The sequence below is a fragment of the Amycolatopsis sp. NPDC026612 genome, from assembly GCF_040638285.1.
GTDB lineage: Bacteria > Actinomycetota > Actinomycetes > Mycobacteriales > Pseudonocardiaceae > Amycolatopsis.
Map to the genome: position 1 here is coordinate 1 of NZ_JBEZYB010000094.1, position 15,040 is coordinate 15,040.

11 protein-coding genes are annotated in these 15,040 nt (G+C 70.9%); 6 read left to right on the forward strand and 5 right to left on the reverse strand.

Annotation, left to right across the window (positions count from 1 at the left end):
- Window positions 1-100: 100 nt before the first annotated feature.
- Together dapF and miaA are read right to left on the reverse strand one after the other, a co-directional pair.
- On the reverse strand, window positions 101-928 hold the full coding sequence (dapF, locus tag AB0F15_RS39715) for a diaminopimelate epimerase (protein WP_360282084.1): 828 nt from the start codon (window positions 926-928) through the stop codon (window positions 101-103).
- A gap of 10 nt (window positions 929-938) precedes the next feature.
- A complete protein-coding gene (gene miaA, locus AB0F15_RS39720; RefSeq protein WP_360282086.1) occupies window positions 939-1,856 on the reverse strand; it encodes a tRNA (adenosine(37)-N6)-dimethylallyltransferase MiaA in 918 nt (305 codons plus the stop codon).
- 281 nt (window positions 1,857-2,137) lie between these two features.
- On the opposite strand from miaA, the gene AB0F15_RS39725 reads away from it, so the two are divergent.
- Together AB0F15_RS39725 and AB0F15_RS39730 are read left to right on the forward strand one after the other, a co-directional pair.
- Complete coding sequence (locus AB0F15_RS39725) at window positions 2,138-3,451, forward strand: DUF349 domain-containing protein (protein ID WP_360282088.1); 1,314 nt, start codon at window positions 2,138-2,140, stop codon at window positions 3,449-3,451.
- A 496-nt stretch (window positions 3,452-3,947) separates the two neighbouring features.
- The gene (locus tag AB0F15_RS39730) at window positions 3,948-4,400 is read left to right on the forward strand and encodes a hypothetical protein (RefSeq protein WP_360282090.1); all 453 of its coding nucleotides are present in this window, start codon (window positions 3,948-3,950) and stop codon (window positions 4,398-4,400) included.
- 19 nt (window positions 4,401-4,419) lie between these two features.
- Here the strand turns inward: AB0F15_RS39730 and AB0F15_RS39735 are convergent, their stop codons facing one another.
- Both AB0F15_RS39735 and miaB read right to left on the reverse strand, forming a co-directional pair.
- On the reverse strand, window positions 4,420-4,893 hold the full coding sequence (locus tag AB0F15_RS39735; protein ID WP_360282092.1) for a hypothetical protein: 474 nt from the start codon (window positions 4,891-4,893) through the stop codon (window positions 4,420-4,422).
- A complete protein-coding gene (miaB, locus tag AB0F15_RS39740) occupies window positions 4,890-6,383 on the reverse strand; it encodes a tRNA (N6-isopentenyl adenosine(37)-C2)-methylthiotransferase MiaB (RefSeq protein ID WP_360282094.1) in 1,494 nt (497 codons plus the stop codon). The genes AB0F15_RS39735 and miaB overlap by 4 nt, the downstream gene beginning before the upstream one ends.
- 159 nt (window positions 6,384-6,542) lie before the next feature.
- On the opposite strand from miaB, the gene AB0F15_RS39745 reads away from it, so the two are divergent.
- The 4 genes from AB0F15_RS39745 to AB0F15_RS39760 all read left to right on the forward strand — a co-directional run bounded on the left by AB0F15_RS39745 (window position 6,543) and on the right by AB0F15_RS39760 (window position 13,894).
- Window positions 6,543-7,415 (forward strand): DUF4231 domain-containing protein, encoded by an 873-nt coding sequence (locus AB0F15_RS39745; RefSeq protein ID WP_360282096.1) that lies wholly within the window; start codon window positions 6,543-6,545, stop codon window positions 7,413-7,415.
- A 189-nt stretch (window positions 7,416-7,604) separates the two neighbouring features.
- Window positions 7,605-9,506, forward strand: coding sequence for a toll/interleukin-1 receptor domain-containing protein (locus tag AB0F15_RS39750; protein WP_360282098.1), 1,902 nt, complete (start codon window positions 7,605-7,607; stop codon window positions 9,504-9,506).
- Window positions 9,506-12,370 carry an AAA family ATPase gene (locus AB0F15_RS39755; protein WP_360282100.1) on the forward strand — a complete coding sequence of 955 codons (2,865 nt, stop codon included), beginning with the start codon at window positions 9,506-9,508 and terminating at the stop codon, window positions 12,368-12,370. Before AB0F15_RS39750 ends, AB0F15_RS39755 begins: the two co-directional genes overlap by 1 nt.
- A 45-nt stretch (window positions 12,371-12,415) precedes the next feature.
- The gene (locus tag AB0F15_RS39760) at window positions 12,416-13,894 is read left to right on the forward strand and encodes a radical SAM protein (protein WP_360282102.1); all 1,479 of its coding nucleotides are present in this window, start codon (window positions 12,416-12,418) and stop codon (window positions 13,892-13,894) included.
- A gap of 27 nt (window positions 13,895-13,921) precedes the next feature.
- On the opposite strand, the gene AB0F15_RS39765 is transcribed toward AB0F15_RS39760, so the two are convergent.
- Window positions 13,922-15,031: an FAD-dependent monooxygenase gene (locus AB0F15_RS39765; protein WP_360282104.1), complete on the reverse strand. Its 1,110-nt coding sequence runs from the start codon at window positions 15,029-15,031 to the stop codon at window positions 13,922-13,924.
- Window positions 15,032-15,040: the final 9 nt, after the last annotated feature.

A 15,040-nucleotide genomic window follows, 5' to 3' on the forward strand; every position in this document is an offset into this window, starting at 1 on the left:
AGCGCCCCAATGTGGCCTTGGTTGCGTTGAACGCACCCAATGTGGCCTTCGGTGCGTTGAACGCACCGAAGGCCACATTGGGGCGCTTGAACCCCTGCCGTCACGACCCGGCGGCGGCCCACCAGCCTTCGTCGATCTCGCCGCGGGCCACGATCTCCGCCGGACCCGAGAGCGTCGAGGCGCCACGGGACACCGTCACCTCGACCCGGCCACCCGGGAGGTCCACAGTGGACCTTCCGGTGTCGGTGCCCGCCAGGTGGAACGCCGCCGCCACCGCGGCGACCGTGCCGGTACCGCACGCCCGGGTCTCCCCCACCCCGCGTTCGTGCACGCGCATCCGCAGCGCACCCTCGCCGAGGCAGTTGATGAACTCGAGGTTCACCCCGTGCGGAAACACATCGTGGTCGAAGTCGGGCTGCTCGCGCAGGTCGAGCTCCGCCACGTCGTCGTCGAGCAGCGACACCAGGTGCGGGTTGCCGACGTCGACCGCCACGCCGGAGAACGGGCGGCCGGCCACCACCGTGACCGAGGTCCCGGTGATCGTCGCTGGTCCCATGTGGACGGTGACGGAGCGGTCCGGGTGCACCACCACCGGGCGGTCACCCGCGCGGGTGCCGACGACGAACTCGCCCACGCTGGCCAGGCCCGCGTCGACCAGGTACCGGGCGAACACGCGCACGCCGTTGCCGCACATCTCGGCGATCGATCCGTCGGCGTTGCGGTAGTCCATGAACCACTCGCCCGCGGACGGCTCGTCGAGCGCGGCGGCGCGGACGACGCGCAGCACGCCGTCGGCCCCGAGGCCGCGGCGGCGGTCGCACAGCGCGGCGACCCGCGCCTCGGTCAGCTCGAGGCGGCCCGCCGGATCGGGGAGCAGCACGAAGTCGTTCTGCGTGCCGTGCCCCTTGAGGAAATCGATTCCGCCCATGGGGACAAGATTACCGGCCCAGGGTATCCAGGACGCGCGCGGCCAGGCCGGGATCGGCGCCGTCGAACCAATGGATCCGCTGGTCGCGCCGGAACCAGGACCGTTGCCGCCGGACGAAGCGCCGCGTCGCCTGCGCCGTCGCCGCGGCGGCCGCCTTGAAGTCGCCCTCACCGTCCAGTTCGGCGAGCACCTGCTGGTAGCCGAGCGCCCGCGACGCCGTCTTCCCGTCGCGCAGGCCGCGCTTCTCGAGCTCGCGCACTTCGTCGACCAGCCCGGCCTCGAACATCCGCCGGACGCGCTCGTCGACGCGCTCGTCGAGTTCGCCGGACTCCCGGTCGACGCCGACCACGACCGTGCCGTAGCGGGCCGGACCGGGCTTGGGCAGGTTCGCCGAGAACGGCTCGCCGGTGATTTCGATGACCTCGAGGGCACGCACGATCCGGCGCGTGTTGGTGGGCAGGATGGCTGCCGCGGCGGCGGGATCGCGCTCACCCAGCCGGGTGTACAACGCGGGGGTGCCCAGCTGCTCGGCTTCCGCGTCGAGCCGGGCCCGGACGGCCGGGTCGGTGCCCGGGAACCGCAGGTCGTCGAGCACGGCCTGGACGTAGAGGCCGGACCCGCCGGCCAGCACCGGGACCTTGCCGTCGGCCAGCAGCCGCTCGATCCCGGCGCGCGCGTGCCGCTGGTAGGCCGCGACCGACGCCGTCTCGGTCACTTCCAGCACGTCGAGCAGGTGGTGCGGGACGCCGCGGCGCTCGGCCTCGGTGGCCTTGGCGGTGCCGATGTCCATGCCCCGGTAGAGCTGCATCGCGTCGGCGTTCACGACCTCGCCGCCGAGCTCGCGGGCCAGCTCCACGGCCAGCTCGGTCTTGCCGGTGGCGGTCGGCCCGACCACCGCCACGGGACGGGGTCCGGACGAGCTGCTCACGGCGGCTGACGATACCTGCGGTGACAACCGGAGCTCCGCTCCGGGCCGGGGGCGCCACCACCCGGACCCCCGAAACGCCTGTGGGCCGACACGGAGCGTCCACCGGAAGTAGGATCACGAGCTTCGAGTGGCCCATCCAGTACCACGGTGCGCGCTGAGCTGCTTGAATGCCGCGTGGGGCCGTAGCATCCGAGCACGGCCCGTGACGACCGCATTACCCGGCCCCGCTCCCACGGCGGGGCGCCCGCGCGAGCGGGCGTACAGGCGATAAGGAGCCTGCGATGGCCCAGGAGAACACTTCCACCGGTACCCCGGCCCCGCACCCGGTGCCGCACGCGCTGCACGCCGGGCACGCCGCCCCGCCCGTGCCGCCCGCCGAACCCACCCCGTCCACCTGGGGCCGGATCGATGACGAGGGCACCGTCTACGTCCTCACCGCCGAGGGCGAACGCGCCGTCGGCGTCTGGCAGGCAGGCACCCCCGACGAGGGCCTGGTGCACTACGCGCGCCGCTTCGACGACGTGCGCACCGAGGTCGACCTGCTGGAGACCCGCCTGATCTCCGGGGCCGGCGACCCGAAGCACGCGCTGTCGAGCGCCACCCAGATCCGGGACGGGCTGGCCGAGGCCGCCGTCGTCGGCGACCTGGCCGCGCTCGCCGCACGGCTGGAGTACGTCATCGCGCACGCCGAGAAGGCACTGGCCAGCGCGAAGCAGGAGCGCGAGGAAGCCCGCGCCGCGGCGATCGCCCGCAAGCAGGAGCTGGCCGAGGAGGCCGAGAAGATCGCCACCGAGTCCACCCAGTGGAAGGCGGCCGGCGACCGGCTGCGCTTGATCCTCGACGAGTGGAAAACGGTCAAGGGCGTCGACCGCAAGACCGACGACGAGCTGTGGAAGCGGTTCTCGAAGGCCCGCGAGGGGTTCAACCGCCGCCGCGGCTCGCACTTCGCCGAGCTCGACAAGCAGCGCGCCTCGGCCAAGCAGCGCAAGGAAGAGCTCATCGCCGAGGCCGAGGCCATCAGCGAGTCCGATGACTGGGGCGAGACCGCCGGCCGCTACAAGGACCTGATGACCGAGTGGAAGGCCGCCGGCCGGGCGCCCAAGGACAGCGACGAGGCGCTGTGGCAGCGGTTCCGCGCGGCGCAGGACAAGTTCTTCGCCCGCCGCTCCACGGTGTTCTCCGAGCGCGACGCGGAGTTCACGCAGAACGCGGCACGCAAGGAAGAGCTGCTGATCGAGGCCGAGAAAATCGACGCGGCGGCAAACCTCGAGGCGGCGAAGAACGCCCTGCGCCGCATCCAGGAGCAGTGGGACGAGATCGGCAAGGTCCCCCGCGAGCGCATCCGCGAGCTCGACAGCCGCCTGAAGACGGTCCAGGACGCCGTCAAGGCGGCCGAGGACAACCGCTGGCGCCGCACGGACCCCGAGGCCCAGGCCCGGGTCGCGCAGTTCCGCGAGCGCGTCGAGCAGTTCGAATCGCAGGCGGCCAAGGCCCGCGCGGCGGGCGACGAGCGCCGCGCGAAGAAGGCCGACGAGCAGGCCACCCAGTGGCGCGAGTGGCTGCACGCCGCGGAGGCGGCGGTCGCGGACCGCTGAGGTCACTTTTCGCCTAGGTCACTTTCGCTGAGGCCTCCTTGCCGGTTCTTTCGGGCCGGTGAGGAGGCCTTTGCGTTGTCCACAGCGCCGTCGTGATGTGGATGGGCCGATCGCCGGCCTCCGTTTTCGGGCGGTTGCGTCGGTGGGGGTCGATACGCTGGAAGCGGGGCCGCCCCCCTGGGAGGGCGGGGGTCCGGCAGGGCAGGGTTCCGGCAGGGCGAGCGCTGCCGGACGGCGGCACATCGCGGCTGTGCGCTCCGCGAACCCGGCTGGCGGGGCAAGCGAATCCGGACGTCGTCGGCCAAGCGGGTAACTGCTCCTCGCCGTGACCACGACAGCTCGACCCGCGACTTCACCGGAACCCCCGGGCCCGAGCCGCTGCTCACCCGCCGCGGAGGCAAGCGGAAGGTCACCAGGCCACCCGAAGGGGTTCGGTCACCGCCCCGACCGGGGGTTTCCGCGCGCTTTCCCCCACGGCCGGTGCTCCACTCTGATCATGACCAGCACATCCCGCACCGCCGGCCGGATCCTCTCCGCCCTGGTGATCAGCATCGCCCTCGCCGGACTCGCCCCGGCACTCGCCGCCCCGGCCGGTGCCGCTCCGCTCACCTCCGCCACCGAAGCAGGCAAGGGGAAGGTGAAGGTCGACGGGAAGCTCGGCAAGGACCACGTCAAGGTCAACGAGAAGGTCGACCTCAAGGGCAACCTGAAGGTGCTCGACGCGGCCCGCACCGACGGTACCCAGAGCGTCGAAACCGTCATCGTGCAGCAGCTGCAGGCCGGGGCGTGGGTGAACCTCGCCAACACCACCTGCCGGCCGAACGGCGGCTTCTCGTTCAACCTCAGTTTCAGCCTGAGCGCCACCGTCTCGCTGCGGCTCTACCACCCCGAGACGACGTTGTACGCCGCCGCGTACTCGGCGAGCACGCTGACCCTGCGAGTCGGCTGAGCCTGGTCCCCGCCGGTTCTCAGGAGCGCGAGAACGCCGTCCGCATCCACTGCACCGCGAGGCAGATCATCGCGACGAAGGCGATGACCATGCCGATGCCGGGGCCGCCGCCGGCGGACCCGGGGGCGTGTGACGACTGCTGTGACCAGATGGCCAGCAGCCCGTCCACCGAGGCGAACCAGCCGCCCGCGGCGCAGACCCAGGCCAGCCACCACCGCCGCGTCACCAGCGCCAGCGCCGACGCGAGGATGCCGACGCCGGTCGACGTCGCCGCGAACAGCTGCGGGATGCCGCCGCCCTCGCCGGCCAGCACCTGCCAGCCCACGTGGTCACCGACCCACGGCAGGATCTGGCAGATCAGCAGCACGAACGTGAACAGCGCGATGGTGAACCCGCGACGGCCCAGCTCCACCGTGCGGGACGCGCGTGCGCCCGCTTCGTCGATCTCGGCGGCCAGCTCGGCCAGCTCGCCGTTGCCACGGGACTCGGTCACAGCGCACACCCACTCACCGGTTCGGGCCGGGCGGCCGGGGCACCGAAGCCCGGCAGGCCCAGCGTGACGCCGCTCGTCTTCGGCCGCAGCCCGGCCTCGGAGTTGTCGCCGGCCCGCGTCCGCCGGTGGGACAGCAGGTCGCCGTCGGCCACCAGGTGGTGCGGCGCGCCGTAGGTGACGACCGTCTCGACGACGTCGCCGGGGCGGACCGCGTGGTCCACGTGGGCGCCGGCCGGCGTGAAGTGCACCAGCCGCCCGTCGCGGGCGCGGCCGCTCATCCGGTGCGTCTCGGCGTCCTTGCGGCCCTCGCCCGCGGCGACGAGCAGCTCGACGCGGCGGCCGACGATCTTCTTGTTCTCGTCCCAGGAGATCGCGTTCTGCAGCTCGACCAGGCGTTCGTAGCGCTCCTGCACGACCTCCTTCGGCAGCTGGCCCGCCATCGTCGCGGCCGGCGTGCCGGGGCGCTTCGAGTACTGGAAGGTGAACGCGCTGGAGAAGCGGGCCTGCGCCACGACGTCGAGCGTCGCCTGGAAGTCCTCCTCGGTCTCCCCGGGGAAGCCGACGATGATGTCGGTGGTGATCGCCGCGTCCGGCATCGCCGCGCGGACCTCGTCGAGGATGTTCAGGAAGCGCGCCGAACGGTAGGACCGCTTCATCTCGCGCAGGACCCAGTCCGACCCGGACTGCAGCGGCATGTGCAGCTGGTGGCAGACGTTCGGGGTGGTCGCCATGGCGTCGATGACGTCGGACGTGAACGCCGCCGGGTGCGGCGAGGTGAACCGGACGCGCTCGAGGCCGCCGATCCCGCCGGTGGCCCGCAGCAGCTTGCCGAAGGCGAGCCGGTCGCCGAACTCGACGCCGTAGGAGTTCACGTTCTGGCCGAGCAGGGTGACCTCGAGCACGCCCTCGGCGACGAGCGCCTCGACCTCGGCGAGGATCTCGCCGGGCCGCCGGTCGCGTTCCTTGCCGCGCAGGGCCGGGACGATGCAGAAGGTGCAGGTGTTGTTGCAGCCGACCGAAACGGACACCCAGCTCGCGTAGGACGATTCGCGGCGCGCGGGCAGCGTCGAGGGGAAGGTCTCCAGCGATTCGAGGATCTCGACCTGGGCCTCGGCGTTGTGCCGGGCGCGTTCGAGCAGGGTGGGCAGCGACCCGATGTTGTGCGTCCCGAAGACGACGTCGACCCACGGCGCCCGCTTGACGATCTCCCCGCGGTCCTTCTGCGCGAGACACCCGCCGACGGCGATCTGCAGGCCGGGGTTCGCGACCTTGTCCGGGCGCAGGTGCCCGAGGGTGCCGTACAGCTTGTTGTCCGCGTTCTCCCGCACGGCGCAGGTGTTGAACACGATGAGGTCGGGCTTGGTCCCCGCGCTCACCGGGACGTACCCGGCCTCCTCGAGCTGCCCGGCGAGCCGCTCGGAGTCGTGCACGTTCATCTGGCAGCCGAAGGTGCGGATCTGGTACGCCCTGGGTGCCTGGTTCTCGGTCATCGGCTTCCAGGGTAACCCTCGCCTGAGCAGGTCAAGCCGCCGCCTGTCGCGTCGCCGGCGGCGAGCGGGCCGCCGGGACGAGCCCGCCTCCCGGCGGGGAACCGGTCAGCTCCTCCCCGCCCCTTCCGCACCGGAACGGCCGCACGCCAGGATGGCACGATGACGATCGACGCGATCACGCTGCTGTGGGATCGGCAGAGCATCTGGTCGCAGGCCGCGAACCGCCTCAAAGCACGGATCTCGCGGGCCCGGGTCCTCGTGCTCTCCTTCACCGTCGCCGGGGCCGTCGCCGGGGCGGTTTCGGCGAACGTTCCGCAGCCCGCCGGCCGGTTCTGCGCCGCCGTCGCCGCGGTGGCTCTCGCGCTCGCCGCACTCGCCGCGCGTGGTGCCGCCCCGGAGATCGTCCGGGACTGGACCAGGGCTCGCTCGATGTCCGAGGCCCTGAAGTCCGACCTGTACAGCCGCCTCGCCGGCGTCGGGAAGTTCGGGGGCACCGACCGCGACGAAGTCGTCCTCCGCGCGCTCGCCGAGCTGTCGGCGAACGCGGGTGACCTCGTGCGCCACACCACGGGCCTGTCCCCGCGCGTCCGGCCGCTGCCCGCCGTCGGCGACGTCGAGTCCTACGCCACCGTGCGGGTTCGCGGTCAGCTCGACGACTACTACCGGCCGAAGTCACGGCTCATGGCGGCTCGGGTGCGGACCGCCCGGCGGTGGGAAATCGGGCTCGCCGCCGCGGCGGCCGGGCTCGCCGCCGTCGTCGCGGTCTTCCCCACGTTCGCGGCGTCCGCCTGGATCGGCGTGCTCACCACCGTCACCACGGCCATCACCGCGCACGTCGGTGCCGCGCGGTACTCCTACCAGCAGGTCGAATTCACCCGCACGGCGGATGAATTGGAGCGTCTTCTCGTCGATCGGGCGACCGGGCTCACCGCCGACGACGACTTCGTGGCCGATTCCGAGCGGGTGATTTCGATTCAGAACGAAGGCTGGATGGCCAAACTCGGCAGCACCGAACGGCCCGCGCAACAATAGCCGGAGCCGCTGCGCGGAATCGATCTTCGGCCGACCGGTGTTTTCCCGGTGCGGGTACCCGCCGAGCGGGTGAATTCCGGTCTGCCGGAGGTGCGGCACCGTACACTGCGCCGAACTCGTAACAGGAGGACCACCGCCGGCGACCTATCCTTGGATCGGCTGGAGAGGGCGTCTGCGGACGGAGGCAAAGTGGCCAGGCCAGGGGAGCGCGACCGTGCGTCGAACGGGGGCGCGGGAGCCGGGCCGGCGACGCGGATCTTCCTCAGTTACACCGGAGCCGACTCCGACATCGCGAACCGGCTCAGCGAAGCCATGCGGGAGCGCGGCGCCGAGGTCTACAACTACGGCGATCGCTCGGGCGAAGAGTTCGTGAGACGCACCCAGGCGGCGCTGGAAAACGCCGACTACTTCGTGGCCCTGATCTCCCCCGACGCCATGGAATCCGCGTGGTGCGACCTGGAACGCCAGGCGGCCTACCACCGTCAGATCGAGCTGAAACGGCAGTTCGTCTACGTCGTGCAGGTCCGGCGCACCACGCGGACCGGGACCGGCTTCCTCCGCGTCGCTTCCTGGATCGACCTGCTCGAACCGCAGACCCCCGACAAGATCGCGAAGACCCTTTCGGCACTGGGCTTCGACGGCGGGGCCCCCGCGCCGGGTGCCGGCCCGACCCCGTGGACGGTGTTCCACAACCGGGAAGACGAGCTGAACCGGCTCATCAACGCCCTGACCACCAGCGGAACGCCCGACCTGTGGCTGGTGGTCTCCCCGCCGAAGCTGGGCAAAACCTGGTTCCTGCAAGAGGTTCTGCGGCGCCGGGCCGCACTGGACCCGCCGTGCCAGATCCAGCTCGTCGACCTGCGGTCACTCCCCCTCGAATACCGCCACGACTGGGTCCGGGTCCTCTGCCAGTTGCTGGACATCCCCGAGCCCGCGTCGGCCACCTTCGAGCAGGGCGAATGCGTGACCGCGGCCGCGGCCCTCGTCAAGCGGGACCGCGCCCAGCTGTACCTGCTCGACAGCGCGGACCTGATGAACAAGGCCGCCGCCGTGCGTCTCCGCTGGGCGCTGACCACCATCCACCGGCTGGTGAAACGGCGCAGCAGCGGGAAGACCCGCGTGAGCCTGATCGTCGCGAGCCGGCATAAGGACGGCTGGGAAGGCTTCGGCGCGCAGGGCGGTCCCCGGATCGTGAAGGTTCCCCTCGCGGAGTTCACCGAAGACGTCGTCCGGCTGGCCGTGCGCGAGCTCGCCGACGACCTGAGCGCGGACGACCTCGACCAGTGGTCGGACGGACTCTGCCGGCTCAGCGAAGGACTGCCGGCGGTCCTGGCGCAGAGCCTGCGGTGGGCGGAGAGCACCGCGTTCCTGGCGATCGACGACTGCCAGGTCGCGACGCAGGCCGTGTTCGACAAGGTCGCCCGGCCCTACATCAAGGACGACCTGCTGGCCACGGAGAGCCTGCTGCCGTTCGCGGGCGACGACCCGAAACGGTGGGCCGCCCTCGAAGCCGCGCTCAAGTTCGCCGTCCGGTACCGCCTGCTCACCCAGTCGCACCTGCGCTACCACATCGAAAACAACGCCGTGTTCCAGCAGCAGCTCGAGGCCGCCGGCTGGAACCAGGTCGACCTCTGGCAGGCCATGGGGCAGACCGCGTTGCAGAACCGCGAAGTGCAGGAACCGTGGCACGTGCTGCACCGGCCGATCCGGCGGCTCCTGTACCGCTACTACTACCCGGACGCGGAATCCCGGCACCGGAGCCACGAGCAGGCGCGCGAATTCTACGCGAAGTGGGCGGCCAAAGGCGCCGGTTCCGAACTCGGTCCCATCCTCGTCGAAAGCCTGTGGCACGAAACGGCGAAATTGCTGCACACCAGCCCGGCCACCGTTTCGGAGGATCTGCCGCGAACCGCGGTGCAGCTGGTCGAGGAGTTCCGGCGCCCGGAGATCCTGGAACCCTCCGAGTACTGCGATTACGTCACTGAGCGGCTGACGGCCGACCGTGAATTCGAGATGCTGTTGAGGAACTTCGACGGTCTGTTTCCCCGAGTCGTCTCCGCGATCGCCGAAACCATCACCGGAGGTGCCTGATGGATCCGGATCGCGGCACGTTCTACGTCCGGCGCTGGGAAGAGGACCAGGTCCTCGAGCAGGTCCGGCTGGTGCGCGACCACGCCGCGAGCCGGGCCGTCCTGCTCTACGGGCCGGGCGGGATCGGCAAGACGCAGATGGTGCGCGCGCTCGCCGCCCGGGACGGCACCGACCCGTCCGTGCGCTGGATCCGGCCCATCGACATCGACGACTCGCAGTACTGGCTGCTCGACGGCCTCCAGCGCGTCATCGTGGAAAGCCTCGACCCCCGGCGTGAGCACTTCGCGGAGTTCGTCGACCACACCGACCGCCTGCCCGGCCTGTCGGTCCAGCAGGTCGGCAAGGCCACCATGGCCAGCCACCACCGGCGCAGCCACGAGCTGTTCACCGAGTGCTACGCGCACTACATCGCCCAGTCGGGGAACACCGTGGTGATCACGCTGGACACGGTGGAAACCATGCGCAGCACGTTCCTGCTGGTCACGCTGGCGCAGTGGATGAAAGGGCTGCCCGGGACCCTGTTCGTGCTGTCCGGGCGCCCGACCTGGGGCTGGGAGACGCACGACCCGATCCGTGATCTGCTCACGGTGCCGCCGGCTCCACTGGAGACGGTCGAGATCGCCCTCACCGGCTTCGACGATCAGGACGCGCACGCCTTCCTCGACGCCGGGGTGCTGAAGGAATCGCTGACCGAGCCCCAGAAGCGCCGGCTGGTCGCGCTGACCGGGGGGCATCCCCTGTGGCTGGCGCTGGCGGTCGACTACCTGCAGCACAACGATCCCCCGCCGGAGATGTCCGGCGACCGCGAAGCAGGCAACCGCGTGCGTGAGGCCTTCCGGCGCCGGCTGGTCACGCCGTACCGCAGCAGCGCGTTCTGGCCCGAGGCGATCAAGCGGCTGTCGGTCGTCCGGCACAGCGTCGACGAGCGGCTGTGGCAGTCGCTCATGGCCGACCGTGAGCTGCCGGCGGACGCCGCGGACTGGTCCGGTGCGTGGCGCCTGCTCCTCGCGCGGCCGTGGATCCGGCCGCGGGCCAACGAACGCTACGTGACGCTGCACGACGCCTTGGCCGAAGAGATCGCGCAGCGCCTGATCCCGCTGCACGACCAGGACGAGAGCTGGCGCCACGAACGGTGGCGGACGGCCGCGGAAACCTACGAAGAACTGTGCGACGACGAGTACGCCGAGGTTCTCGAAGCCCAGGTCGAGGTGTTCAAGCAACCCGCGCCCAGCGCGCGGGTCCTGTTCGAGAAGGTGGCGAAGCTCGACGTCCGGAAGCGGGAGCTGGACCAGCTCCGCGCCGCGGGGCTGTACTACCGGCTCCTGACGGACTTCGAGGGTGGCACCCTCCGGTTCACCGCCGAGTTCGCGAAGGCCGCCGAGCGGGACGACGTGCACTTCCAGGAGCTCGCCTGCCACGAGCTCGAGCGGTTCCTCCCGCCCGCCACCCCCCAGCCTCCGCTGGAGGACGCCGTCGGCGTGGTCATCGACCGGTTCCGGGACTGGCTGGCCGGCCAGCCGCAGCGGTACCTGGAGATCGGCCTGGACGTCGCGCGGTTCCTCCGGCACGCCTCACAGCCCCAGGCCGCGCTGGCCCTGCTGGACCGGCTGCCCGCGGCGGCGGCCGGGATCGAGCTGAAGTACCGGCTCGCGAACGAGCGGGGCAACGCCTGGCTGGGCGTCCCCGGCCGGGTCGAACGAGCGCAACCGCACTTCGTGGAGGCGCTGGCCTTCGCCGACGAGCTCCCGTCGCCGCAGCGCGAGCACCTGCGGGCCCAGGGCTACAAGGAACTCGGGTTCTACTGCCGCAACCTGGGCAAGTGGGCCGAGGCCGACGAGTACTACAAGTCGGCCTACGACGTGATCCTGCCGAAGGCAGGCCCGGGCGCCTCGGCACAGGACCGCGAAGAACTGGCGTCCATCCAGGCGAACTGGGCCTACCTGAAGGCGTTGCAGGGCAGTTACGACGACGCCCGGAACCTCGTCGAGCCCGCACTGGCGGTGCGGCGGAAGCTGGGCGCCAAACACGCCATCGCCGTGTCGTTGAGCGTCTCCGCCGAGGTCTACCGCTACGAACGGAAGTTCACCCGGGCGTGGGAGCAGTACCGGCAGGCGGAGGAGCTCTTCACCGAACTGCGCACCGGCTCGTGGCTGGGGCTGGTGCACCAGGAAGCGGCGATCTGCCTCATGCAGGCGCACGAAGAAGGCCTCGATCTCGTCGAAAAGCCGCTGGCCAGAGCTCAGAAGATGATCTGCAGCGCGCTCGACATCTGCCGGGACTACGGGGTCCGGTGGTACCCGTCCGCGCTCAACCGCGCCGGGCGCATCTTCGGCGCGGAGGACCCCGATTCGGGGCTGCACTACCTGGCCCAGGCGATTGCCGAAGCGGCGCGGGTCGCCGACGGCTGGTTCCTGTCGGCCAGCCTGATCGAATACCTGGAACTGACCTACCGCGCCTGGTCCGAGACCGGCGACGACCGTTACCGTTCGCTCATCCGTGAGCGCGTAGCGGACGTCGAGGAAGCCATCCGGCAGTACTCGTTCGCCGATCTGGACGCTCGCTGGCAACTCCTGCAAGGTCACCTCGAGGTGCACGATGCGCTGCGGAGCGACCGACCCGAAAGGCTGCTCGAAGGCGCCATCGACCACTATTCCCAGGGTTTCCTGATCCTCGCCGGCGCCCGGGTCGGTTCTCACGGGGCGTCGGCCATCGCTGACGAATTCGATCGTTTCCACCGTTTGTTCGCAAAGCTTCCGCAAGACGTGCAGGCCGGGTGGTACACCCTGCTGCGGGAACGGTGGGCCGCACCGGACGCGGGCGACCGGTCCACTTCACTCCTGGCTCGCTTGGAACAGCTCTACTGACCCCGGGTGCGCCCGAATAACCGCAACCGTGGAAGGCTCTCGCCCATGAATTCGCCCGCACGCCCGGCGCTCGCACTGTCCGCATCGGACCTCGGCAACGCCCAGGACCTGCTGGTCCGCAGCTGCGAAGACTGCGCCTGCCCGCCGTCCGGTGGCGAGCCGGAGCGCGCCGAACCGGAGCCGGACGGAAGACCGCTGGTGCGCACGCACGGCGTGCTCCAACTCGCCATCGACGACGAGCACGTCGCCTTGTTCAGTCCCTCCGGGAATGGCGGTGTGGTGGTGCTCAACACCGAGGGGCGCGCCATTTTTGATCTTTTCGCCGCTCCGTGCTCCCCTGACGGGGCAATGGATTTCGCCGGCGCGGACGTCGTCGTCCGGAAACTGCTGGCGCACGGCCTCGTGCACCCGGTGGGCGAGCCGCCGCGCCAGGAAATGCCGGAGAGCAAAGAGCTGACCGCCTGGCTGCACGTCACGAACAAGTGCAACCTGCGGTGCCCCTACTGCTACGTCCACAAATCCGAGGAATCGATGGACTCGGGCACGGCCCGCGAATCCGTGGACGCCCTGGTCCGGTCGGCGGTCAAGAACGGCTTCACGTCGCTCCGCTTGAAGTACGCCGGCGGCGAGGCGAGCCTCAACGCCGGGGTCCTGCTCGAACTCCACGAGTACGCCGCCGAAACGTGCGCCACGGCCGGGGTGCAGCTGAGCGCCGTGCTGCTGAGCAACGGCGTCGCGATTTCCCGGCGGCTCGCGCAAGAGCTGAAGCGGCTGAACATCCGCGTGATGATCTCCCTGGACGGAATCGGCGACGCCCACGACGCCCAGCGGCCCACCCTCACCGGCCGCCCGTCGGCGGCGCGGGTGCTGCAGACGATCGACAAGCTGTGCGCCGAGGGCGTCTCGCCGCACCTGTCGATCACCATCACGAGCCGGAACGTCGACGCCGTGGCCGAAGTCGTCCGGTTCGGCCTCGACCGCGACCTCACCTTCAGCTTCAACTTCTTCCGGGACAACGACTGCGCTGCCGCGTTCACGGATCTGCAGTACGAAGAACAGGCCCTGCTCGACGGCTTGCGCGCGGCCTTCACCGAGATCGAGCGGACGCTGCCGCGATGGAGCGTCCTCGGCTCGATCCTCGACCGCGGGCAGCTGCTGCGGCCGCGCTCGCGGACGTGCGGGGTCGGCGACGACTACGTGGTGATCGACCAGCGCGGCCGGATCGCCCAGTGCCACATGGAACTCGAGGACGCCGCGGGCGACGTCCGCACGACCGACCCGGTCCAGGCCGTCCGCGACCCGGCTCGCAAGATCAAGAACCTCCTCGTGGACGAAAAGACCGGCTGCCGCGACTGCACGTGGAAGAACTGGTGCGCGGGCGGCTGCGCCGTGGCGACGTTCCGAGCCACCGGCCGCTACGACATCCGGTCACCGAACTGCGAAATCTACCGCGCGATCTACCCGGAAGCGGTGCGGCTGGAAGGGCTGCGGCTCCTCGCCCACGCCGGCAGTCCGCTCGGGTGACGGCGGGGCCGTCACCCGGCCCCCCGTTCAGGTCGGCTGGAAGAACTCCAGCAACCGCCGGGCCGCGTCCGGGGACATCAGCAATTCCTGCATCTCCGCGGACATCCGCGCCGCCGCGCTGGTGCGTTCGTACATCTCGCGTTCGTATTCTTCGACCGCGGTGGCGAAGCCGTCCGGGTGGGCGGCCAGCGCGAGACCGAGCAGGGCGCCGTCGAGCAGCGCCATGTTGGCGCCCTCCCCCACCGGGGGCATCAGGTGCGCCGCGTCGCCGATCAAGGTGATCGTCGGGTTCGACGGCCAGGTCAGGCCGGGTGGGAGCGCGGCGAGCGAGCGGGGCACGAACGTGTCGTCGGACGCGGCGATCAGGGCGGTGATCCGGGGGTCCCAGCCGTCCAGGAGCTCGATCAGCCGGGCGCGGGCCGCGACCGGATTGTCGAACGGGATGCCGCTCGCGGCGAACCAGTCTTCGCCCGTGTTGTAGAAGCTGATGCCGATGCGGACGCACCCGTCGCCGTTGCGCTGCGCGGACAGGGACTTGCCGTCGCCGAACACCCAGTAGTTGCCGCGCCCGACCATGGCCGCCAGGCCGGGGTGGCTGCGGTCGATGTCGGAAATCGCGAGCTCGACCGCGTTCTGCCCGAGGTGCTCCGGACGGGCGTCGGTGAGCAGGGGCCGGACCCGGGAGTTCGCGCCGTCGGCTCCGACCAGCAGGTCGTACCGCGCGCTGCGGCCGTCGGCGAAGTGCAGCACGCCGTCTTCGGCGTGGTCGAACGCGTACCCCCAGCGGACCGTTCGCTCGGGAAGCGAGTCGAGGAGCAGGGTGCGCAGGTCGGTGCGGTCGATCTCGGGCCGCGCCATCGGGGCGTCGTCGGGCGTGTCCTCCTGGAGCAGCAGGGTGCCGTCCGGTTTCAGGAGACGCATGTCCTGCCCCTCCCGGCGGGCGATCGCCAGGAACCGGTCGAGCAGACCGGCCTCGCGCAGCGCCCGCTGCCCGGAATGGATGTCGAGCATCCCGCCTTGGCGGCGGGCGCCACGGGCCGCATCACGTTCGTACACGACGGCCTCGATGCCGTGGACGTGCAGCACGCGGGCGAGCGCCAGGCCGCCCATGCCGGCCCCCACGATGGCGATGGTCATGCTTTCCCC